Below are 23,725 nucleotides of genomic sequence, written 5' to 3' on the forward strand. Positions count from 1 at the left end.
TAATTCTTCCAAAATTCTACTACGAGGTTATACACGATGCCAACGACTTTAAAATCAGGTAATAGATTGCGGGTTGATTTCACTAAGATTCCTCAAAATATCGCTATCCCCAACCTCCTCCAACTTCAACGAAACAGTTATGACTCTTTTTTGATGCCCATTGAGAACGGCGAGAGTGGAATTGAGAAGGTTTTTCGATCCATTTTCCCTATTCATGACGCACAAAATCGAATCACACTAGAGTATGCGGGATGCGAATACGGGAAACCGCGATACACCGTCAGGGAGGCGATGGAGAGAGGCTTGACCTATTCTGTTCCTTTGAAGGTGAAGATCCGTTTAGTGCTTTGGGAGAAAGATGAAAAGACAGGAGAGAAGCTAGGCGTTAAGGATATTAAAGAGCAGAGCATTTTTGTTCGTGAGATTCCTTTGATGACCGATCGCACCTCATTTATTATTAATGGCGTGGAGAGAGTGGTGGTCAACCAGCTTCACCGAAGCCCTGGTGTTATCTTTAAAGAAGAAGAATCGGCTACCTCTTCCAACAAGCTCATTTACACAGGTCAGATCATTCCTGACCGTGGCTCATGGCTCTATTTTGAGTATGATGCTAAAGACACGCTCTATGTGAGAATCAACAAGCGCCGAAAAGTGCCCGTGACGATTCTTTTTAGGGCTCTGGGGTATAGCAAACAAGATGTGATTAAGACCTTCTATCCCCTCATGAAAGTGAAGGCGGAAGCGGGCAAATACCTCATGCCTTTCAACCCCGAAGAGTTCATCGGAAGAATCGAGTTTGATATTCGAGACACTTCAGGCAATCTCATTATCGGTGCGGGCAAGCGACTCACGCAAAAGCGCGCTAAAACTCTCAAAGAGCAAGGGCTAGAGTGGGTGGAATATCCCGTAGAGATTCTATTGGATCGACACCTCGCAGAGCCTATCGTAGACAAAGAGAGCGGAGAGGTGATTCTTGACACGCTCGTTCAATTGGATGAGGGCAAGCTCAAGAAGATTCACGAGCTAGGAATCAAAGAGTTCACCATTGCCAATGACCTGGCTCAGGGCGTGGATGCCTCTATTATCCACTCTTTTGTCGCCGATAATGAATCGCTTAAGCTCCTTAAGCAGACCGAAAAGATCGATGATGACAATGACCTTGCCGCTATTCGAATCTACAAGGTGATGCGACCAGGCGAACCTGTGACCAAAGATGCAGCGAAAAGCTTCGTTCAGCAGCTCTTCTTTGACCCTGAGCGATACGATTTGACTCGCGTGGGTCGAATGAAAATGAATCACAAGCTTGATATTGAAGTGCCCGATTATGTCACCGTGCTCACCCACGAGGATATTATCTGCACCGTCAAGTATCTGATTCGTGTCAAAAATGGACAGGGTCACATCGATGATCGAGACCACCTTGGAAACCGAAGAATCAGAGCGATTGGCGAGCTTTTGGCCAATGAGCTTCACACGGGATTGGTGAAGATGCAAAAAGCGATTCGAGACAAGCTCACCACCATGAGCGGTAATCTTGATGAGCTTATGCCTCATGATTTGGTTAACTCCAAAATGATCACTAGCACGATTTTGGAATTCTTCACGGGCGGTCAGCTCTCTCAATTCATGGATCAGACCAACCCTCTCTCTGAAGTGACCCACAAAAGACGACTCTCAGCCCTAGGCGAGGGGGGGTTAGTCAAGGAGCGCGCAGGCTTTGAGGTGCGGGATGTTCACCCTACTCACTATGGTCGAATCTGCCCCATCGAGACTCCTGAAGGTCAAAACATTGGTCTAATCAACACTCTCTCCACTTATTCCAAGGTGAACGATCTTGGCTTCATCGAAGCGCCCTATAAAAAAGTCATCGAAGGAAAGGTCACGGATGAAGTGGTCTATTTGACGGCGACTCAAGAAGAGGGATTGGTCATCGCTCCAGCGAGCACAGTGCTTGAGACTGATGGCGCTATCAAAGAGGATTTGATCGAAACGAGAATCGATGGCGAAATCGTCCTTTCTGAAAAATCCAAAGTCGATTTAATCGATCTTAGCCCCGGCATGGTTGTGGGTGTAGCAGCATCGCTCATTCCCTTCTTGGAGCATGATGACGCGAACCGAGCGCTTATGGGCTCGAACATGCAACGCCAAGCCGTTCCTCTTCTTAACCCTGATGCTCCTGTGGTTGGAACAGGGATGGAGAAGACCGTGGCGCGCGACTCTTGGGAGGCGATTAAGGCGACAAGAGGCGGGATTGTAGAAAAAGTGGATGCGAAAAATATCTATATTTTGGGCGAAGATGAGAACGGCGCCTATATCGACCACTACTCCCTTCAAAAGAATCTAAGAACCAACCAAAACACTTGCTTCTCTCAAGCTCCTATTGTCCATGAGGGCGAGACGATTGAGGCAGGGCAGGTGATCGCTGATGGTCCTAACATGGACAAGGGCGAGCTAGCTCTTGGGAAAAATATCCGCGTGGCGTTCATGCCTTGGAATGGTTATAACTTCGAGGATGCGATTGTGGTGAGCGAGAAGCTCATTCGCGAAGACACCTTCACCTCTATCCATATCTACGAAAAAGAGATTGAGGCGCGAGAGTTGAAGCATGGCGTGGAGGAGATCACTCGTGATATTCCCAATGTTCGCGAAGAGGAGCTAGCACACCTCGATGAGAGCGGAATCGTCAAAATTGGAACCTTTGTCAACGCAGGAATGATTCTAGTGGGTAAAGTCTCTCCCAAAGGCGAGGTGAAGCCCACGCCTGAAGAGCGACTCCTAAGAGCTATTTTTGGAGAAAAAGCGGGACATGTGGTCAATAAATCCCTCTATTGCCCCCCTTCGCTAGAGGGAACAGTCGTGGATGTCAAGATTTTCACCAAGAAAGGCTACGACAAGGATCAAAGAGCGATTGCAGCGTATGAGGAGGAGAAAGCAAGACTCGATCTTGAGCATCATGACAAGCTCATGATGTTGGATCGTGAAGAGATGCTACGACTCACCTCCATGCTCTCTAAAGAGCCTTTGGCAAGCGATGTAGTGGTGAATGAGAAGAGCTACAAAAAAGGTGAACTTATCGAGAAGGGTGATTTGGCTAAAATCAACCGATTCGCGATGAACGCTCTTGTGAAATCTTTCCCCAAGTCGATTCAAGAGGCTTATGATCAGCTCAAGAGTAACTTTTTGGAGCAGAAGAAGAATCTTAGTGAAGAGCATGAAGAGAAGCTCTCTGTTCTTGAAAAAGATGACATTTTGCCCAGCGGCGTGGTGAAATTGGTCAAAATCTATGTCGCCACCAAGCGAAAACTCAAAGTGGGCGACAAGATGGCGGGACGTCACGGTAACAAAGGCATCGTCTCTAATATCGTCCGAGAGATTGATATGCCCTACACCAAAGATGGCGAGCCTGTCGAGATCGTTCTTAACCCTCTAGGGGTTCCTTCGAGGATGAACATTGGTCAGATTCTAGAAGTGCACTTGGGATTGGTGGGCAAAAAGCTTGGTGCTCAGATCAACGAGATGTTCGAGAATCAGACCAAAGATTGGATGGGTGCCCTCAGAGCCAAAATCATCGAAATCGCCCAAGTCTCTAAAATGACTGGCGTGGACGAGTTTGTCTCCTCTTTGAGTGATGAGGCGCTTCTCTCCTATGCCCGCGACTGGAGAAGAGGCGTGAAATTTGCTACTCCTGTCTTTGAAGGGGTGAATGAAGAGGAGTTTACAAAACTCTTTGAGCTCGCTAGAATCGATACGGATGGCAAGACTGAGCTTTATGATGGCAAGACTGGTGCGAAGATGAAAGAGCGCGTCAATGTTGGCTATATGTATATGCTCAAACTCCACCACTTGGTCGATGAGAAAGTCCACGCGCGAAGCACAGGACCCTACTCGCTCGTTACGCAACAGCCTGTGGGCGGTAAGGCGCTTTTTGGAGGCCAGCGATTTGGAGAGATGGAGGTTTGGGCGCTTGAGGCCTATGGAGCAGCGCACACCCTCAAAGAGATGCTCACAGTCAAATCCGATGATGTCGAAGGTCGCGTGAAGGCTTACAAAGCCATCACTCGCGGTGAACCCGTCAAAGAATCAGAGATTCCTGAGACCTTCTATGTTCTCACCAAAGAGCTTCAATCTTTGGCGTTGGATGTCACCGTCTATGGCGAGACCGAAGAGGATTCTTTTGTTCCTATGCCCATCAAAGAAGACGATCGACCCTCTGACTTCAACGCCTTCCAGTTAATGCTCGCTAGTCCCGATAAGATCATGAGCTGGAGCAATGGTGAGGTTAAAAAACCTGAAACCATCAACTATCGAACGCTCAAGCCTGAGCGCGATGGACTCTTCTGCGCCAAGATTTTTGGTCCAGTGAGGGATTATGAGTGCCTTTGCGGTAAGTATAAAAAGATGCGCTATAAAGGCGTTGTGTGCGAAAAGTGTGGAGTTGAAGTCACCTCTTCCAAGGTGCGCCGTTCACGCATGGGTCATATTGAGCTTGTCACGCCTGTGGCTCATATTTGGTATGTCAACTCGCTTCCTAGTCGAATCGGAACGCTTTTGGGCGTGAAGATGAAAGACCTTGAGCGTGTGCTTTACTATGAAGCCTACATCGTCAAAACTCCTGGAGAGGCCTTCTATGATAACGAAGGAACCAAGCCTGTAGCGAAGTATGATGTGCTCAATGAAGAGCAGTATCAGAGCCTCAATCAGCGATTTGAACACACAGGATTCGTCGCTCAAATGGGGGGCGAGGCGGTCAAAGAGCTTCTTGCTCAAATTGATTTAGTGGAGCTACTGCACACCCTTAGAGAAGAGATCAAAGCGACCAACTCTGAAGCCAAGAAGAAGACCATCATTAAGCGCTTGAAAGTGGTTGAGAGCTTCATTAACTCAGGCAACCGACCTGAGTGGATGATGCTAACCGTTCTTCCTGTCCTTCCTCCTGATTTGCGACCTCTTGTGGCGCTAGATGGTGGAAAATTTGCGGTGAGTGATGTGAATGACCTCTATCGCCGCGTCATTAACCGAAACCAGCGACTCAAGCGACTCATGGAGCTAGATGCGCCAGAGATTATTATCCGAAACGAAAAGCGAATGCTTCAAGAGGCAGTGGATGCACTCTTTGACAACGGCCGAAACGCCAATGCGGTCAAAGGCGCGAATAAGCGACCTCTCAAATCGCTCTCTGAGATCATCAAAGGGAAGCAAGGTCGATTCCGACAAAACCTTTTGGGTAAGCGGGTGGACTTCTCTGGACGAAGTGTTATCGTTGTGGGACCCAACTTGCGAATGGATCAGTGCGGTCTTCCTAAGGGGATGGCGCTAGAGCTTTTCAAGCCCCATATTTTGGCGAAACTTGAGGAGAAGGGCTACGCCACAACTCTCAAGCAGGCCAAGAAGATGATTGAGCAGAAGACTAATGAGGTCTGGGAGTGCTTGCAGGAGATTGTTGAGGGTTATCCTATTATGCTTAACCGTGCACCAACGCTTCACAAGCAGTCGATTCAGGCGTTCCATCCTAAGCTTATTGATGGAAAAGCGATTCAGCTTCATCCGCTTGTCTGCTCCGCTTTCAACGCGGACTTTGATGGCGATCAGATGGCGGTTCACGTCCCTCTCTCTCAAGAGGCGATCACAGAGTGCAAGCTGTTGATGTTAAGCTCTATGAACATCCTTTTGCCTGCCAGCGGTAAGGCGGTCACCGTTCCATCACAGGATATGGTTTTGGGTCTCTATTACCTCTCATTGGCCAAAGAAGGCTCAAGGGGTGAGCACAAACTCTTTAGCAATGTGGATGAGATCATGATTGCATTGGATGCAGACGCGGTGGAAATCAACACCAAGATTCGCACCATTGTGGATCGTCGTCCTCTCTACACTACGGTGGGACGAATGATCATCAAGTCGATTCTGCCTGATTTTGTGCCTGTGAGCCTCTGGAACAAAGTCTTAAAGAAAAAAGACATTGCAGCATTGATTGATCACGTCTACAAAGAGGGCGGTCTTGGAATCACAGCTAGATTCCTTGATAACCTCAAAGATTTGGGCTTTAAGTATGCGACCACCGCGGGAATCTCAATCTCCAGCGATGATATTAGGGTGCCTGATATCAAGCGAAAAACGGTTGAGGCAGCCAAGAAGAAGGTGAAAGAGATTCAGGCTCAATTTGGCGCGGGTCTATTGACGGAGCAAGAGCGATATAACAAGATCATTGACGTTTGGACAGACACCAACAACGGTCTTGGAAGCGAGATGATGAAGCTAGTCCAAGCGGATAAGGGTGGCTTCAACTCTATCTATATGATGGCAGACTCTGGAGCGCGAGGTAGTGCAGCACAGATTCGACAGCTCTCCGCCATGAGAGGTTTGATGGCTAAGCCTGATGGAACGATCATCGAGACGCCTATTATCTCTAACTTTAAAGAGGGCTTGAATGTTCTTGAATACTTTATCTCCACGCACGGAGCGAGAAAAGGTCTAGCCGATACCGCGCTTAAAACCGCAAACGCTGGTTACTTGACTCGTAAACTGATCGATGTTTCGCAAAACGTGAAGATTGTCATGGAAGATTGCGGCACTCACGAAGGGGTCGAAATCACTGATATTGCCATTGGTAGTGAATTGATTGAGCCCCTAGAAGAGAGAATTTTTGGACGAGTGGTGGCAGAGGATGTGATTGATCCTATCACCAACGAGATTCTCGTGAGCGAGGGCAGTCTCATTGATGAAGAGATGGCCAAAAAGATCAAAGAGGCCGGCGTGAAGGCGGTTATCATCCGTACGCCTGTGACTTGCAAGGCAGAGAAAGGCGTTTGCAGTAAGTGCTACGGTCTGAACTTGGGTGAGGGCAAAGTGACCAACCCTGGCGAGGCCGTTGGGGTTGTTGCTGCTCAGTCCATCGGTGAGCCCGGAACTCAGCTCACGCTCCGAACATTCCACATTGGTGGAACCGCTTCAAGGTCACAAGAAGAGCGTCAGGTGGTTGTAGAGAAAGAAGGTTTCATTCGCTACTACAATATCAAAACCTACAAAAACAAAGAGGGCAAGACTGTGGTTGCCAACCGAAGAAACGCAGCCGTTTTGCTGGTCGAGCCCAAAATCAAAGCGCCTTTTGAGGGTGAGTTGCGTGTTGATACCGCTCACGAAGAGATGGTGATTAGTGTTATTGGTAAAAGCGAGACCGTGCGCTACTCTCTCCGAAAGAGCGATGTTGCCAAGCCCAATGAGCTCGCGGGAGTTACGGGCAAGATCGAAGGCAAGTTCTACATCCCCTATGGAAGTGGAACCAAAGTCCGAGAAGACGGCAGTATCGTGGAGATTATTAAAGATGGATGGAATATTCCTAACCGAATCCCTTATGCAAGCGAGCTAAAGGTCGAAGACAACGCTCCTATTACCCAAAAGATCTTCTCCAAGGAGAAGGGAATTGTGAAGTATTATCGACTCAAAGGCGACCACCTAGAGCGATACAAAGAGATCACCAAGGGTGAAAAGGTGACCGAGAAGGGAATCTTTGCAGTCATTGCCGATACGAATGATCGAGAAGCCATCAGGCACTATATTGCGCGCGGCTCTATCATTGAGCTTGCCGATGGTGCGGAGGTGAAGCCTGATTCTTTGGTGGCTAGCCCTGCCTCCAGTGAGCAGATTGTGATTGCGGATTGGGATCCTTACTCTAACCCTATCATTGCCGAAGAGGCAGGGGTGGTGAAATATGAGGACATCATTCCAGGCGTCACGGTGACCGAGCAGGTGGATGAGCTTACAGGCCAAAGTCGATTGGTGGTGAATGAGTATCTTCCCACCTCATTCAAGCCTACGATTGTAGTCGCTTCTGCGGCGGGTAATCTCATTCGATACGCGCTTGATTCTAAGACAGCGATTTTCGTTGGAGATGGCGCTGAGGTCGAGGTAGCCGATGTTTTGGCTAAAACACCTAAAGCTTTGGCCAAATCCAAAGATATTACAGGAGGTCTTCCTAGGGTTTCTGAGCTCTTTGAAGCTAGAAAACCCAAAGACCCTGCGGTGCTTGCAGAGATTGATGGAGTGGTGAGCTTTGGCAAACCCATCCGAGGCAAAGAGCGAATTATTATTACGGCTGATGATGGTCGTACGACTGAGTATGCCGTAGATAAGAGCAAGCATATCTTGGTGCACCACGGAGAGTTTGTTCACGCGGGTGAGTCTATCACGGATGGAATCGTCTCTAGCCACGATATCTTGAGAATCTCAGGCGAAAAAGAGCTTCACAAATATATTGTTAGCGAAGTTCAGCAAGTCTATCGCCGACAGGGGGTCAATATCGCTGACAAGCATATTGAGATCATCGTTTCTCAGATGTTGCGACAAGTGCGAATCGTTGACAGTGGTAACACCAAGTTCATCGAGGGCGATCTCGTGAGCAAGCGACACTTCAAAGAGGAGAATGAGCGAACGATTCGCCTAGGAGGCGAGCCAGCGATTGCTGAGCCTGTCCTTTTAGGAATCACTCGAGCGGCAATTGGAAGCGATAGTATCATCTCTGCGGCCTCTTTCCAAGAGACCACCAAGGTCTTGACTGAGGCGAGTATCGCGGCAAAGATCGACTTCCTTGAAGACCTTAAAGAGAACGTTGTTTTAGGTCGAATGATCCCCGTAGGAACAGGAATCTACAAAAATAAAAAGATTCGCATCAAAGAGAAAACTGAAGGGGCTTAAGAAACCCTTCAGTTAAGACAAATGCAAGTTTTTTTTAAGTAGAATCCGCTTCATTTTGTCGATAAATAATTTTATGAAATTTCGAGAAGGAAACTAAAGTGCCAACCATTAACCAGCTCATTAGAAAAGAGAGAAAGAAAGCGATTAAAAAATCCAAATCTCCCGCTTTGGTTAACTGCCCCCAAAGACGAGGAGTTTGTACTCGTGTCTATACCACCACCCCTAAAAAGCCTAACTCGGCTCTTCGAAAAGTAGCCAAAGTTCGACTCACTAGTGGTTTTGAAGTCATTAGTTATATCCCTGGTGAAGGCCACAACCTCCAAGAGCACTCCATTGTTCTTATTCGAGGCGGAAGGGTCAAAGACTTACCTGGTGTGAAGTATCACATTATCCGAGGGGCTCTTGATACTGCAGGGGTTCAAAAACGAAATGTATCTAGAAGTAAGTATGGTGCCAAAAAGGGTAAAGCAGGCGCGGCTCCCACTACAGGCAAGAAAAAGTAGATCTGAAAAATAAATTCATTTGACGAAGGAATAGTTCTATGAGAAGAAGAAAAGCCCCCGTTAGAGAGGTTCTAGGCGACCCCATCTACGGAAACAAAGTAGTCACTAAATTTGTGAACAAAATGATGTATGATGGCAAGAAGAGCGTGGCTGAAAAGATCATCTATGCTACTTTTGACCGAATCGAAGAGAAGACCAAGGAGAAGGGAATCGAAGTATTCGAAAAAGCCCTTGAGCGTGTTCGACCTATGGTGGAAGTCCGAAGCCGACGAGTGGGCGGAGCAACCTATCAGGTGCCCGTAGAAGTTCGCGCGACACGACAGCAATCTCTCTCTATTCGATGGTTGCTTGAGGCGGCTAGAAAGCGAAACGAGCGAACCATGGTGGATCGATTGGCGAATGAGCTTATCGATGCAGCCAATGATCGAGGTTCAGCTTTCAAGAAGAAAGAGGATGTCCACAAGATGGCTGAAGCCAACAAAGCGTTCGCACACTATCGATGGTAAGAGCATGACAGGGAGAAGCTTAGACGACTATCACGGCGCTTCTCTCTGTCGCCATTCCACGCCCTTTACCCCATTTCTCCACCACTTTTTTGAGACAATTCACTTAAATTCTACTAGAGGATAACTGCATGGCTAGAAAAATACCCCTAAATCGTATACGAAACATTGGTATCGCCGCTCACATTGACGCGGGAAAAACCACCACTACCGAGAGAATTCTCTTCTACACGGGCGTCAGTCACAAGGTCGGAGAGGTTCATGATGGTGCTGCGACCATGGATTGGATGGAGCAAGAGAAGGAGCGAGGAATCACGATCACTTCAGCGGCGACCACCTGCTTCTGGAAAGATTATCAAGTGAACATCATCGACACCCCTGGACACGTTGACTTTACAATTGAAGTTGAGCGATCCATGAGGGTCCTTGATGGAGCTGTAGCGGTTTTCTGCTCCGTGGGCGGTGTTCAGCCCCAGAGTGAGACTGTATGGCGACAAGCTAACAAATATGGCGTTCCTCGAATGGTTTTTGTTAACAAGATGGACCGAATCGGTGCCAACTTTTACAACGTAGAGAGCCAAATTAGTGATCGACTTAAAGCACGACCCGTCCCTGTAGTGATTCCTGTTGGAGCAGAGGATACTTTTAAGGGTGTGATTGACCTTCTGCAGATGAAAGCCCTTATCTGGAATGACGAAACCATGGGCGCAAAGTATGACATCGAAGAGATTCCTGCGGATTTGGTTGAAAAGGCAAACGAGTATCGAGAAAAGATGATCGAAGCGGCTGCAGAGCAAGATGAGGCTTTGATGGAAAAATATCTCAATGGCGAGGAGCTCACCACAGAAGAGATCAAAAGAGGCCTCAAGATCGGTTGCCACGCGATGGCCATCATTCCTATGCTTTGCGGATCTTCTTTCAAAAACAAGGGGGTGCAAACTCTACTTGATGCAGTCATTGATTATCTTCCTGCGCCCACTGAAGTGGCTGATATTCATGGCGTGGATGCCAAGGATGAGACCAAAGAGATCAGCGTTCAATCTTCTGATGAGGGTGAATTCGCTGGTTTGGCCTTTAAAATCATGACCGATCCTTTCGTGGGCCAGCTCACTTTCGTTCGTGTTTATCGCGGAAGCCTTGAGAGCGGTAGTTATGTCTATAACTCCACCAAGGGGAAAAAAGAGCGCGTAGGCCGATTGCTCAAAATGCACGCCAACAAGCGAGAGGATATCAAAGAGATCTACGCGGGCGAGATTTGTGCCTTTGTTGGACTCAAAGAGACACTCACGGGCGATACCCTCTGCTCTGAAAAAGAGCCCGTGATCTTGGAGCGAATGGAGTTCCCTGAGCCTGTTATCTCTATTGCCGTTGAGCCTAAAACCAAGGCCGACCAAGAGAAGATGGGTATTGCACTCAATAAGCTAGCCGAAGAGGATCCAAGCTTCCGCGTCAATTCAGATGAAGAGACAGGCCAGACCATCATTTCAGGAATGGGCGAGCTTCACCTTGAAATCATCGTTGATCGTATGAAGCGAGAGTTTAAAGTGGAAGCGGAAGTGGGACAACCTCAAGTTGCCTTCCGAGAAACGGTTCGTAAAGCGGTCAACAAAGAGTGCAAATACGCCAAGCAGTCTGGAGGCCGCGGTCAGTATGGTCACGTCTTTATCAAGCTTGAGCCTCAAGAGGCGGGCAAGGGCTATGAGTTTGTCAATGATATTAGTGGGGGCGTGATTCCCAAGGAGTATATTCCTGCTGTTGACAAGGGTATCAAAGAGGCGATGCAGTCAGGGGTTTTGGCTGGCTATCCCGTCGTGGATTTCAAGGTCACTCTTTATGATGGTAGCTACCACGATGTTGACTCTTCTGAGATGGCGTTTAAAATTGCGGGCTCAATGGCGTTCAAAGATGCCGCCAGAGAGGCAAGTCCTGTTCTTCTTGAGCCCATCATGAAGGTCGAAGTGGAAGTGCCTGAGGATTACATGGGGGATGTCATTGGTGACCTTAACCGAAGACGAGGCCAAATCAACTCCATGGGCGATCGCTCAGGAATCAAAGTGATCAATGCATTTGTTCCTTTGGCTGAGATGTTTGGCTACTCTACCGACCTCCGATCCGCGACCCAAGGGCGTGGAACTTATACCATGGAGTTCAGCCACTATGGCGAAGTCCCTGGAAATATCTCCAAAGAGATCATCGAAAAGAGAAAGGGTTAATTCCCCTTCTCCTTTCCCCTCTCTTCCTCTCTGCTCTTTATCTCCTCCTTAATCCTCTTTGTTATAAGATTGCCTGTTTTTGATTCCTCTTTAGGAGCTTTGGATGCGCTACGACCTTCACAATCACACTTGGCGTTGTAATCACGCGGTGGGCTCTATGGATGAGTATGTTCAAAAGGCGATTGAGCAGGGGCTGGAGGGATTTGGATTCGCTTGCCATGCACCCATGGCGTTTGATGAGGAGAATCGCATGGCTTTAGCCGAGCTAGAGAGCTACAAACGCGATGTGTTGGAACTCAAGGAGCGCTATGTGGGGCTTTGTGATATCAAACTAGGGCTTGAAGTGGACTATCTCCCCGGTTTTATGGAGGAGGAGGTGCTCCAATTTGAGGGGGATTATCTCATTGGTTCCATTCATTTTTTGGGCGATTGGGGCTTTGACAATCCCGCCTTTTTGGCGGAGTACGCCAAGCGCGATATTAACGAGAGTTGGAGGCGCTATCTAGAGGGGATTGTGGCGATGGCTCAAAGCGGACACTTTGACATTGTGGGGCACTTTGACCTCATGAAGGTTTTTGGTTTTCGTCCCACCGAGGATTTACGTTCTGAGATCGAGCAGGCCTTGCGGGCGATCAAGCGCGCGGGAATGGTGATTGAGCTGAATGCTTCAGGGCTAAGAAAAAAGGTCGCTGAACCCTACCCAGGCGAATCGATTCTCCAAATGGCGGGAGCTTTAGAGATTCCTATTACTTTTAGTAGCGATTCTCATGCCCCTGAGCATGTAGGCTTTGAACGAGTTAGGCTTGAAAATCTCGCAAAACAGGCGGGTTACACTCACTATACTATCTTCACTCATCGAGAGAAAGAGAGCTTAAAGATTCCATAATCGATTTACTAATCGTAACAACCCTTCCCCGTGGAAGAGAAATTCTTCCGCTATTACCGAGCTTTCAACGACTCTACTTTATACTTAACCCCTAAATTAGTTCCGCCATTTTAGAAATAAATAATTTTTTATAGCCTTTTTAGGTTGCTTGGGGATAATTCTGCTAATTTCCCTATTTAAAGAAGTGTTCAAGGAGCCCAAAGCATGACCCACATGGATTTTGACCACCCCTATTTTGGGGTCTTTTTTATCTTCCTCTTCACCTTCGTAGCCTTTTTCGCGACCACCTACCTCGCGCGATTGGTGGGTGGAGTCCTCGCGCGTAAAGAGACGCAAAAGCTCAAGCTCGCCCCCTATGAGTGCGGTCCCCTGCCAAACAAACAGCCCAACCGAATCTCGGCGCAGTTCTACTTGATGGCGCTTCTTTTCATCCTGTTTGATGTAGAGATTCTCTTTATGTTCCCTTGGGCGGTTGATTTCAAGGTGTTGGGAATCTTCGGTATGGTGGAGATGGTACTCTTTATACTACTCCTCTCCATAGGTTTTGTCTATGCATGGAAAAAAGGAGCGCTTGAGTGGCACAGCATGAAGTGAATTATCTAAAAAGTGGGGGATTGCCCGTGGTTTTGACCACGGTCGATCACTTGGTGAATTGGGGGCGGAGCAACTCTTTATGGGCACTCACCTATGGCTTGGCCTGTTGTGCGATTGAGATGATGGCCAGTGGAGCGGGGCGATATGATTTTGACCGCTTTGGGACGATTTTCCGCGCAAGTCCTAGGCAGGCGGATGTGATGATTGTCGCGGGCACTCTCACCAAAAAGCACGCGGAGTTTATTCGGCGCCTCTATGATCAGATGAGCGAGCCTAAATGGGTCATCTCAATGGGAAGTTGCGCCAATACAGGCGGAATGTTCAACACCTATGCCACCGTGCAAGGGTGCGATCGAATCATCCCTGTGGATGTCTATCTTCCCGGCTGCGCCCCTAGACCTGAGACGCTTCAATACGCCGTGATGGTGCTTCAGCAAAAGATTAGACGAGAGAAGGCCTCTCGAAAACTCCCTCCTAAAAGGCTCGTGTGATGAGACAGTATAAGCCGCAGGCCAATGCGCAAAAAAAGGTCTATTACAGCGATCGATTCCATGAGAAGCCCTCTCTCCCCAAAGAATCACTAGAGGCTTTTCCTGAGTTTGCCAAGGAGTTGGAGCTTCTAAGCCAAGAGGTGAAAGTGCTAGAGAGCTATGTAGAGCGAGGGGATTGGGTCGCTTATGTTGAGCCCAAGGAGAACAAAAAAGCCCTAGCCGCTCTAAAGAGGATGGGTTATGAGATTCTCTCAGAGATGAGCGCGATTGACTATCTAGAGACGCGACATGGCTTTGAGGTTTTCTATCAGCTCCTCTCTATGGAAAAACACCACCGTATGCGCTTGAAGCTCTTTTTGCCCGAAGGGATGGAGTTAGAATCAGCAAATGACCTCTTCCGATCGGCGGATTGGAGTGAGCGAGAGATGTATGATATGTTTGGAATCAGGCTCCTTCACCACCCCTATCTCAAGCGAATCTTGATGCCCGATGATTGGAGCGGCTATCCCTTGCGCAAGAGCTATCCTTTGCACGGAGATGAAGCGGCGCAGTGGTATGAGGTGGATAAGATTTTTGGCAAAGAGTATCGAGAGGTGGTCGGCCCAGAGAATCGAGATGCTGCGAGAATCGATCGCTACGACACCACCCGATTCGCTCGAATGGGTCATGAGGTGCCCTATGGTGAAGATATTAGCCTAGGCGAAAAGGAGACCCCGATTCGCTATCAGGAGGAGGGTGGTGTCGTGATTGTTGAGAAGCTCACGCCTGAAAACTCCAAACAGCTCCAAGAGAGGAAGTGATAGACCATGCAGATTCCCAATCGACTTCAACCCTTTTATGAGAATCTCGTCTTTGAACGACACGACAATCAGATGGTTATCAACTTCGGTCCTCAGCACCCCTCTGCTCACGGGCAGCTCAGGCTCATCCTAGAGCTAGAGGGAGAGAAGGTGACGCGCGCCGTGCCTGATGTGGGCTATCTCCATCGCGGGATGGAGAAGATGGGCGAGAACATGATTTATAATGAGTTCATCCCCACCACGGATCGCATGGATTATATCGCCGCTAGCTCCAACAACCACGCCTTTGCGCTCACCGTGGAGAAGCTTCTAGGGATCGAAGTTCCTCGCCGCGCCAAAGTGATTCGCATGATGATCGTGGAGCTCAACCGCATCATCTCTCACCTCTTTTGGCTGGCCACTCACGCACTAGATGTGGGGGCGATGAGTATCTTCCTCTATTGCTTTAGGGAGCGCGAATTTGCAATGGATTTGATGGAGGATTATTGTGGGGCGAGACTCACCCACTCCAGCATCCGAATCGGAGGCGTGCCTTTGGATTTGCCTGCGGGATGGCTGGAGAAGCTTAAGAGTTTCTTGGAAAAAATGCCCGAAAATATCGCCCTTTATGAGGGGCTTTTGAGCGAGAATCGTATCTGGAAGATGCGACTAGAGAATGTGGGAATCATCACCCCTGAGATGGCTAAAAGCTGGGGTTGTAGCGGTGTAGCGCTCCGTGGAAGCGGAATCCAGTGGGATTTGCGCAAAGAGCAGCCCTATGAGCTCTATGATGAGGTGGAGTTTGATATTCCTGTGAGCGATAGCGGCGATAGCTATGGACGCTACAAACTCTACATGGAAGAGATGCGCCAGACCGTGAAGATTCTCCATCAGCTCATTGAGATGTATCCTAGCACCTCTAGCGAGATCATGGCGCATGCTCCCCAGTATATCTCCGCACCCAAAGAGCAGATCATGACGCAAAACTACTCGCTCATGCAGCATTTTGTTTTGGTGACTCAAGGGATGAGACCGCCTGTGGGCGAGGTTTACTGTGCGACCGAATCGCCCAAGGGAGAGCTTGGATTCTTCATCCGCTCCGAGGGCGAACCCTACCCCTATCGTCTTAAGATTCGCGCTCCTAGCTTCTATCACACGGGGATTTTGCAAGACCTGCTCCCTGGAGGTTACATAGCGGATGTGGTGACGATCATCGGAAATCTCAACATCGTCTTTGGCGAAATTGATAGATAAGGCAGGCGAGATGAAACGATTTGATTTACGCCATCTTGGAGGTGACTTTTACTCGCGGATGGGGGAGATTTTAGATCAAGAGGTGAGTGAGGGCGAAGTGGCCATTTTTCTCTTTGAAGTGGGCGATTTCTCTTCGGTGCAAAAGAGTGCGGATTGGGTGTTGGAGCGAGGAGATGAGTTGCTCAACTCCCTTCGCTTCAATGAGGTGGATTGGACGATTGTGGTCAAAAGGAAGAGCGCGTGAGCCAAGCGCACTTCTCCTCGTGGCGGGGTCACCAAGAGTTTCTCGCCCCTCATCTCATTGAAGGGCGCGCCGTTCGCGCCTTTATTGGATGGGCGGGGGTGATGATCTATGATCCGACCTTGGATGTGATTGCGCTAGCCAAAGAGTATGCAAGACAGTATCAATGCTTTGCAGAGACTTGCGGGAGATGCGCTCCAGGCAAGTTTGGCGGGAAGATTCTCTTTGATCTGTTGGAGAAGATTGACCAAGGAAGAGGCGAAGAGAGTGATTTGGAGCGTCTTGTAGAGGTGGGAAAACTGATGATGACAACGAGCAAATGCGAAGTGGGCAAGACGACCCCCTTGCCTATTTTGGATTTGCTGGAAGCCTATCGACCCCTTTTTGTGGAGGCGCTAGGGAATCGCTCCAGAAAAGAGAGGAGCAAAAAGGAGCGCTATATCGCTAAGATCACCGCTCCATGCATAGATGCCTGCCCCGCTCATGTCGATATTCCTGCCTATATTGAGGGAGTGCGAGATCATCTTTTGGGCGATTCTCTGGCTGCCACGCGAAAGAGTATGCCGCTAGCTCAAGTGTGCGGGCGTGTCTGTCCTCATCCTTGTGAGAGTGCTTGTCGGCGAGGCGATTTGGATGAGCCTATCTCCATTATGGAGCTCAAGCGCTTGGGGGCGGATTATGAGAAGGAGCGTCATGGCGGATTTATCCACCCCTATCCTCCAAAACCTAGGCGCAAAGACAAGAGGGTGGCGATCATTGGGGCGGGACCCGCGGGACTCTCTAGCGCTTACTATCTGGCGCTAGAGGGAATCATGAGCGATGTTTTTGAGGCGCTTCCTGTGCTTGGCGGCGAGGTGAGCGTGGGAGTGCCTGAGTATCGGATGCCCATAGATCGATACTACCATGATATTGAGGCGATCAAAAGCCTAGGCGTGAGCTTTTGGACGAATCACTTCGTGAGCGCCAAAGAGTTGGATGAGATGCGCCAAAAGTATGACGCCATTATTTTGGCCACAGGGGCGAGAATCTCCAAAAAGCTTGGAGTCAAAGGCGAAGAGGAGTCGCTAGGGGGATATGCTCCCGCGATTCCTTGGCTGGATCAGATCAATCTTGCCACCAAGTTCAATCTTGCCGCTCTGCCTGATTTGAGAGGAAAGAGCGTGGTGTGTGTGGGGGGCGGATTCACCTCGATGGATGTAGTGCGATGTGCCGTGCGATTGGGGGCAAAGCGGATCGTGATGCTCTATCGCCGCGATGAGGCGACACTCATCCAAAACACCTCCAAAGAGGAGTATCACGAGGCGCTTGAAGAGGGGGTGGAGTTCCTCTTTCAGTGCGCTGTGCAGGAGATTAAGAGCTGCGGGGGAGAGATCAAAGCCCTCTTGGTCGAGGAGTATGAGGTGGTCTATGAGGAGGGCGCGCGCAAACCCTCACTGAGACGAATCGAGCGAGAGCCTCTCTTTTTAGAGTGCGATCTTCTTATCCCTGCGGTCTCTCAAGAGGTGGACAGGAGCTTTATCCCTAAAGAGTGGAATTTGGAGAGTACCTCATGGGGGAGTTTCAAGACCAATGGCAAGGATTTTTCTACAACTCTGCGTGGGGTTTTTGCTGCGGGGGATTGCGAAAAAGGGCCTTTGACCATCGTCAATGCCGTAGGGCAGGGGAAGAGAGCGGCGAGCGTGGTGAGTCGATTCTTGGAGGATGGAGAGATCACTTTGACTCCTGAGGAGGAGATGGAAGATTGGCTTAAAAAAGAGGGGGTTTATGACCGATCCATGCCTGTGGTGGGCTGGCTGGCGGGATTGGTGCGCCAAGAATCGCACAAAGAGGAGCCTTTGAAGCGCAGAGAGGATTTTAGAGAGGTGAATCAGGGGCTCTCCATGCAGGAGGCTTTTGCCGAATCGGAACGATGTATGCGATGCTACTATATCTCGATGGTAGCGCTTTAAGAGGGGTTATCGGGCATGGTAAGATTAAGAATTGATGGAATTGAGATCAGGGCGCGCCAAGGAGAGACGATTTTAAAAGCGGCGCGAAGAGCAAAGGTCCATATTCCCACTCTCTGCCATCTCTCCAAGCTCTCCCCTATCGCCTCATGTCGCCTCTGCCTCGTGGAAGAGAGAGGGAGTGCGGGCTATCTACTCTCCTGCCAAACTCCTGTCAAGGAGGGGATGGAGATCGCGACTAAGAGCAGAGCGCTGGAAGAGCATCGACTCCAATTGATGCAATTTTATGCGATGAATCATCCTCTAGAGTGTGGCGTGTGCGACAAAAGCGGGGAGTGCGAGCTTCAGAATCGAGTGCATGAGTTAAGGGTGAACGAGCAGCCCTTTGCCGCAAGAGAGAAGGCGCGCGCCCTTGAAACATGGAAGGGTGGAATCTCCTATGATGAGTCGCTTTGCATCGTTTGCGAGAGGTGCGTGAGGGTCTGCAATGAGCTCATCGGTGATTCTTGTCTGCGCGTTTTACCAGGGGGCTTCTCCTCCAGAATTGTCTTTAAAGAATCATCCCACTGTAGCGAGTGCGGGGAGTGCGTGGCCGTCTGCCCTGTAGGAGCGCTTTCTTCAAGGGCTTTTCACTATACTTCCAATGCTTGGGAGCTTAAAAAGCACTCTTCAAGCTGCCCCCACTGCGCGCTCGCTTGCCCTTTAGAGTATGAGACCAAAAACCAAGGCGCTCTCAGCCAAGGAGAGAGCCAAATCTATCGAATCTCATACGATCGCGAGTTTGGAGCGCTCTGCAAGATGGGGAGATACGCCTTTAGGAATAGAAAAGTGATGAAACCTGACACACACGCCTTTGCTAACGCTTTAGAAGCCTTCAAAAAAGCCGACACGATTGCCTTTAGTAGTTATATCACCAATGAAGAGGCGCTTATCCTCCAAAAGCTCAAAGAGGAGCATGGATATAGGCTCTACAATCCCGAAGCTCTAGCTTTTCAAACTTTTGCTCGCATGATGCGCGCCTCTTTTGGAGGGAGTGATGAGACAAAGATGAAGAGCGTGGAGATGAGTGATTGTATTGTGGCCTTGGGGGGTCGCTTTTATGATGAAGCCCCCCTGCTTAAAAGCGCCATGTCCCAAGCTCAAACCCGCCAAGGGGCGAAACTTTACTGGCTCCATCCGTTAGAGGAATCAAGAATCAAAGCGCATGGAATGTGGCGCTATGAGGTGGGCGCAGAAGAGGGCGTGGTGGCGCTTCTTTTGGCTTCAATTCTAGAGGGGTGTGCTGTGGATGGGAGTGTAGAAGGGTTTTTAGAAGAATTGGATTGGGGCTATGTGAGCTCTGAATCTAATCTCTCTGAAGAGGAGCTCTCGCTCCTCCGCTCCTCCCTCACCCAAGCCTCCTCTCCGATTCTTGTCATTGGAGCGGATCTCTACGCTCATCCTAGAGCCACCAATATCGCTAGAATGCTAGGAATCCTCCAAAAGCATAGCGCCATTAAGATTCTTCTCACCCCTCCCTCCACCAACACCCTAGGGGTCGCTCTCCTTTGTGATTTGGATGAAGAAAAGGGAGAATACACTATTGGCTATAACACCCAAGGAGACTTCATTCTCTCCTCTCTTCCCGAGAGAGCCCATCTCTTAATGCCCGCTCTCAATCAACAAGAGGGAACCTTCACCAATATAGACAAACGAGTGATTCCTCTCCATCCCGCTCTTCCCTATGAGGGATATGAGCTTAATGATATTGCCAAAGCCCTAGGACTCAAAGAGGAGCACACGATCCACTACACCCCTTTGCTCCCTAAAGAGAAAGGATTCTTGGAAGTGGCCTTTGATTCTCTCCCTAATCACTATGAGAATGATGGGAGTGAGAAGAGGGGGTATTATCTGAGTGATGCCTCGCTCTGCGTCTTGCCCAAGGCCCCTTTGGGGCTTGAAGAGGTGGAAGAGATCGGCGAGTTTAATGGAAGCGTGGTCTATTTCCCCTCGGTGAGTCCTGAGGCAATCGGAGCGATTTGTGAACGCGAGGAGAAAGAGGTTTCTCTTCGTGGAGGGAGGCAGTTTGCTCTGGCTGCTAAGATTCAATCAGGGGATCGTATTGAAATGATCTCCCCGTTACTTACATGGAGGGGAATCTTTGAAGAAGACCCTTTGATGAAAGGGGTGGTGGCGATTTTGGATAGAAGTGAGAAAGAAGAGATGGATAAGAGCTATGGATACGCCTATCAACGGGTGAGAATCAGTAAACTGGATTAGGAGGGAAGATGAGCGAGATAACCCTGTGGATTGATGAGAGGGAGGTGAGGTGTGAAGAGGGTGAATACCTCCTTCAGGTGGCGCGAGCAAGAGGGATTTTCATCCCAGCGATCTGCTACCTTTCGCGCTGTTCACCCACACTAGCGTGCAAGCTCTGCATGGTCGAGGCTGATGGCAAGCGTGTTTACGCCTGCAATGCCAAAACCAAAGAGGGGATGAGGGTCTACACTAAGACCCCCGAAATTCTTGAGGAGCGGCGCGCCATCATGCAGGTGTATGACATCAACCACCCCCTAGAGTGTGGCGTGTGTGACAAAAGCGGGGAGTGCGAGCTCCAGAATTACACGCTAGAGATGGGGGTCTATACACAGGATTATTCGATTCGCGATTCTTCAAAAGAGAAGGCGACTTGGGGGCAGGCGCTCTATGATCCCAACCTCTGTATCGTTTGTGAGCGATGCGTCACGGTTTGTAAGGATATGGTGGGGAGCGCCAATCTAAAAACAATCAAGCGAGATGCGGATGCACCCGCTAAAGAGCTCAAAGATAGTATGCCCAAGGATGCCTATGGGGTTTGGAATAAGATGAGCAAATCGCTCATTGGCCATGTGGGCGAAGAGGATTGCACCGATTGTGGCGAGTGCATCTCTGTCTGCCCCGTGGGGGCGCTCAGCACGAAGCACTTTCACTATAAGAGCAATGCTTGGGAGCTAGAGACCACTTGGAGCGCTTGTGCTCACTGTGCGGTGGGTTGCATGGTAGGCTATGAGACCAAGCAGGGCAAAATCTATCGTGTCACCAATGATTGGAATTTTGGGAATCTCTGCGGGGCGGGGCGATTTGGCTTTGATTTTGCCCCCCCCCTCTTTGGGGCAAGAGAGAGAGCAGCTCCACGAAGCGCTAGAAGCCTTCAAAAAAGCAGACACGATTGCCTTTAGTAGTTATATCACCAATGAAGAGGCGCTTATCCTCCAAAAGCTCAAAGAGGAGCATGGATATAGGCTCTACAATCCCGAAGCCAAGCGTTTTGGCGACTTTCTCCGCGCTTTTAGCCAAACCGCAGGGACGCTTTATGAGGGTAAGAGGAGCGAGGTGAGCGCGAGTGACTTTATCCTCACCCTTGGAGGATCGATTCGTCATGAGGCGCCTGTAGTGAAATACGCGATCAACAACGCCCTCAAGATGAACAAAGGCTCTAGCCTCCTTTGTCTCCACCCTCTCAAGGATAAGGCAATGGAGAATCTTGGAAAAAATGTCACCTCCCTCTCCTATGCTCCCCTCAAAGAGGAGCAGGCGGTGGCATGGCTACTCCAAGCTGCCCTTCCAAGAGAGATTCTAAGGGGCTCCTTTTTGGAGTATTTGGAGGGTAAAGAGCGTTGGACGAGCGTGGAGATTCCTGCTGCTAATGAGGGTGAAGAACCAACCAAAGAGGAGCGTTATGAGAGCCTTTTGGCGAGTGCATTAGGGTGGGAGTTTGACCTCCGCACCTCCCTCACCCAAGCCTCCTCTCCGATTCTTGTCATTGGAGCGGATCTCTACGCTCATCCTAGAGCCACCAATATCGCTAGAATGCTAGGAATCCTCCAAAAGCATAGCGCCATTAAGATTCTTCTCACCCCTCCCTCCACCAACACCCTAGGGGTCGCTCTCCTTTGTGATTTGGATGAAGAAAAGGGAGAATACACTATTGGCTATAACACCCAAGGAGACTTCATTCTCTCCTCTCTTCCCGAGAGAGCCCATCTCTTAATGCCCGCTCTCAATCAACAAGAGGGAACCTTCACCAATATAGACAAACGAGTGATTCCTCTCCATCCCGCTCTTCCCTATGAGGGATATGAGCTTAATGATATTGCCAAAGCCCTAGGACTCAAAGAGGAGCACACGATCCACTACACCCCTTTGCTCCCTAAAGAGAAAGGATTCTTGGAAGTGGCCTTTGATTCTCTCCCTAATCACTATGAGAATGATGGGAGTGAGAAAAGGGGGTATGAGCTTGCCCCTGTGGTGGATGGGGTGAAAAAAGAAGAGGTTTTGGAGCTTGAGATTCCAAAAGAGCGGGAGGATTTCAAGGCCAACGCCTACGCACGCAACCCCGAATCACAATTTTCCCCTTGGAGTGCGCGTTCATCCATTTTGCAGGCCAAAGCAGGAATCTACGCCTCCTCTGCGATGATGGAGTCCTTAGGAATGGAAGCAGGCGAGGAGCTCAGGCTTGAGGGACCAGAGGGGTCACTCACGCTCCCTCTCTATCTCGATGCTTCCATGGAGGGAGAGTTTCTGGCTGTCTCGATTTATGAGCACTTTGGAGAGGCGCATCCGCTCTTTCCCACGGGCTATCCCTTCTCTCATCTTTCTGTGAAAAAGGCGAAATCATGACCCCTTATATCATCGAAACCATTCTTAAAGTCTTGGTTGTCGTGGCGATCTTCTCGGCTTTGGCTGGATTTTTGACCTATGTTGAGCGAAAGGTGCTTGCCTTCATGCAGCGTCGATTGGGGCCTATGCATGTGGGGCCTTACGGGGTTTTGCAAATCTTAGCCGATGGAATCAAACTCTTCACCAAAGAGGATATTGTCCCCGTGGGGGCCAACCAGACGATTTTTAAAATCGCTCCCGTGATCTCTGCGGCCACGGCCTTTATCGCCATGAGTGCGGTGCCGTTCTTCCCTGAGTTTGAGCTCTTTGGCCATACAGTGCGACCCATTATCGCGGATATTAATGTCGGGATTCTCTTTGTGCTTGGGGTGGGGGCAGTAGGAATGTATGGTCCTCTTTTGGCGGGAATGAGCTCAGGCAACAAATGGTCACTCCTAGGAGCAGCGCGTGCGACTGTGCAGCTGCTCAGTTTTGAGGTGGTCTCAGGGCTTTCGATTTTAGCACCCCTAATGATGGTCGGATCGCTCTCGCTCATTGAGATTAACAACTATCAAAGCGGAGGAATCTTTGATTGGCTTGTTTGGTCTCAGCCCTTGGCCTTTTTACTCTTTCTCATCGCGGGTTATGCGGAGCTCAATCGAACCCCTTTTGACCTTTTGGAGCATGAGGCGGAGATTGTTGCGGGATTTGCCACGGAGTATTCAGGAATGCGCTGGGGAATGTTTTTCATTGGCGAATATGCCAATATGATCACCCTCGCCTTTCTTGTGGTGCTCCTCTTTTTTGGGGGATTTAATCCGCTTTGGTTCATCCCCGGAGGAATCGCCATTTTACTCAAAGTGGCGGTTTTCCTTTTCCTCTTTTTGTGGGTGAGGGCGGCGTGGCCTCACATTAGGCCAGATCAGCTCATGTGGGTCTGCTGGAAGGTTCTCATGCCTCTAGCGCTTTTAAATATTGTCCTCACGGGCATTGTGCTGATTTTGTAGGAG

14 protein-coding genes are annotated in these 23,725 nt (G+C 49.5%); all 14 read left to right on the plus strand.

Annotated elements, in window-relative coordinates; genetic code table 11:
* Positions 1-36 precede the first annotated feature (36 nt).
* The 14 genes from WS_RS02315 to nuoH all read left to right on the plus strand — a co-directional run bounded on the left by WS_RS02315 (position 37) and on the right by nuoH (position 23,722).
* A complete protein-coding gene (locus WS_RS02315) occupies positions 37-8,688 on the plus strand; it encodes a DNA-directed RNA polymerase subunit beta/beta' (protein WP_011138407.1) in 8,652 nt (2,883 codons plus the stop codon).
* Between the two features lie 98 nt (positions 8,689-8,786).
* The gene (rpsL, locus tag WS_RS02320; protein WP_011138408.1) at positions 8,787-9,191 is read left to right on the plus strand and encodes a 30S ribosomal protein S12; all 405 of its coding nucleotides are present in this window, start codon (positions 8,787-8,789) and stop codon (positions 9,189-9,191) included.
* A gap of 38 nt (positions 9,192-9,229) precedes the next feature.
* Positions 9,230-9,697, plus strand: a complete 468-nt coding sequence (gene rpsG / locus WS_RS02325; protein ID WP_011138409.1) for a 30S ribosomal protein S7 — start codon at positions 9,230-9,232, stop codon at positions 9,695-9,697.
* A gap of 128 nt (positions 9,698-9,825) precedes the next feature.
* The gene (gene fusA / locus WS_RS02330) at positions 9,826-11,907 is read left to right on the plus strand and encodes an elongation factor G (RefSeq protein ID WP_011138410.1); all 2,082 of its coding nucleotides are present in this window, start codon (positions 9,826-9,828) and stop codon (positions 11,905-11,907) included.
* A 103-nt stretch (positions 11,908-12,010) separates the two neighbouring features.
* Entirely contained in the window at positions 12,011-12,793 is a 783-nt protein-coding gene (locus tag WS_RS02335) for a histidinol-phosphatase (protein ID WP_011138411.1), read from the plus strand.
* Between the two features lie 204 nt (positions 12,794-12,997).
* Positions 12,998-13,387, plus strand: coding sequence for an NAD(P)H-quinone oxidoreductase subunit 3 (locus tag WS_RS02340; protein WP_011138412.1), 390 nt, complete (start codon positions 12,998-13,000; stop codon positions 13,385-13,387).
* Positions 13,369-13,878, plus strand: coding sequence for a NuoB/complex I 20 kDa subunit family protein (locus WS_RS02345; RefSeq protein ID WP_011138413.1), 510 nt, complete (start codon positions 13,369-13,371; stop codon positions 13,876-13,878). Before WS_RS02340 ends, WS_RS02345 begins: the two co-directional genes overlap by 19 nt.
* Positions 13,878-14,678, plus strand: coding sequence for an NADH-quinone oxidoreductase subunit C (locus WS_RS02350; protein WP_011138414.1), 801 nt, complete (start codon positions 13,878-13,880; stop codon positions 14,676-14,678). Before WS_RS02345 ends, WS_RS02350 begins: the two co-directional genes overlap by 1 nt.
* Positions 14,679-14,684: 6 nt before the next feature.
* Positions 14,685-15,911, plus strand: coding sequence for an NADH dehydrogenase (quinone) subunit D (gene nuoD, locus WS_RS02355; RefSeq protein ID WP_011138415.1), 1,227 nt, complete (start codon positions 14,685-14,687; stop codon positions 15,909-15,911).
* A 10-nt stretch (positions 15,912-15,921) separates the two neighbouring features.
* A complete protein-coding gene (locus tag WS_RS02360) occupies positions 15,922-16,155 on the plus strand; it encodes an NADH-ubiquinone oxidoreductase subunit E family protein (protein ID WP_011138416.1) in 234 nt (77 codons plus the stop codon).
* On the plus strand, positions 16,152-18,101 hold the full coding sequence (locus tag WS_RS02365; protein ID WP_011138417.1) for an FAD-dependent oxidoreductase: 1,950 nt from the start codon (positions 16,152-16,154) through the stop codon (positions 18,099-18,101). The genes WS_RS02360 and WS_RS02365 overlap by 4 nt, the downstream gene beginning before the upstream one ends.
* Before the next feature lie 15 nt (positions 18,102-18,116).
* Positions 18,117-20,357 carry a 2Fe-2S iron-sulfur cluster-binding protein gene (locus WS_RS02370; RefSeq protein WP_011138418.1) on the plus strand — a complete coding sequence of 747 codons (2,241 nt, stop codon included), beginning with the start codon at positions 18,117-18,119 and terminating at the stop codon, positions 20,355-20,357.
* Between the two features lie 8 nt (positions 20,358-20,365).
* Positions 20,366-21,295, plus strand: a complete 930-nt coding sequence (locus WS_RS10805; RefSeq protein WP_011138419.1) for a 2Fe-2S iron-sulfur cluster-binding protein — start codon at positions 20,366-20,368, stop codon at positions 21,293-21,295.
* A gap of 1,437 nt (positions 21,296-22,732) precedes the next feature.
* Positions 22,733-23,722, plus strand: coding sequence for an NADH-quinone oxidoreductase subunit NuoH (nuoH, locus tag WS_RS02380; RefSeq protein WP_011138421.1), 990 nt, complete (start codon positions 22,733-22,735; stop codon positions 23,720-23,722).
* Positions 23,723-23,725 lie beyond the last annotated feature (3 nt).

It is taken from the genome of Wolinella succinogenes DSM 1740 (assembly GCF_000196135.1).
Lineage (GTDB): Bacteria > Campylobacterota > Campylobacteria > Campylobacterales > Helicobacteraceae > Wolinella > Wolinella succinogenes.

Coding starts and splice junctions, on each gene's coding strand:
- nuoD (WP_011138415.1), top strand. CDS start 14,685: ATGCAGATTCCCAATCGACTTCAACCCTTTTATGAGAATCTCGTCTTT.
- WS_RS02360 (WP_011138416.1), top strand. CDS start 15,922: ATGAAACGATTTGATTTACGCCATCTTGGAGGTGACTTTTACTCGCGG.
- WS_RS02335 (WP_011138411.1), top strand. CDS start 12,011: ATGCGCTACGACCTTCACAATCACACTTGGCGTTGTAATCACGCGGTG.
- nuoH (WP_011138421.1), top strand. CDS start 22,733: ATGACCCCTTATATCATCGAAACCATTCTTAAAGTCTTGGTTGTCGTG.
- WS_RS02340 (WP_011138412.1), top strand. CDS start 12,998: ATGACCCACATGGATTTTGACCACCCCTATTTTGGGGTCTTTTTTATC.
- WS_RS10805 (WP_011138419.1), top strand. CDS start 20,366: ATGAGCGAGATAACCCTGTGGATTGATGAGAGGGAGGTGAGGTGTGAA.
- rpsG (WP_011138409.1), top strand. CDS start 9,230: ATGAGAAGAAGAAAAGCCCCCGTTAGAGAGGTTCTAGGCGACCCCATC.
- WS_RS02315 (WP_011138407.1), top strand. CDS start 37: ATGCCAACGACTTTAAAATCAGGTAATAGATTGCGGGTTGATTTCACT.
- fusA (WP_011138410.1), top strand. CDS start 9,826: ATGGCTAGAAAAATACCCCTAAATCGTATACGAAACATTGGTATCGCC.
- WS_RS02370 (WP_011138418.1), top strand. CDS start 18,117: ATGGTAAGATTAAGAATTGATGGAATTGAGATCAGGGCGCGCCAAGGA.
- WS_RS02350 (WP_011138414.1), top strand. CDS start 13,878: ATGAGACAGTATAAGCCGCAGGCCAATGCGCAAAAAAAGGTCTATTAC.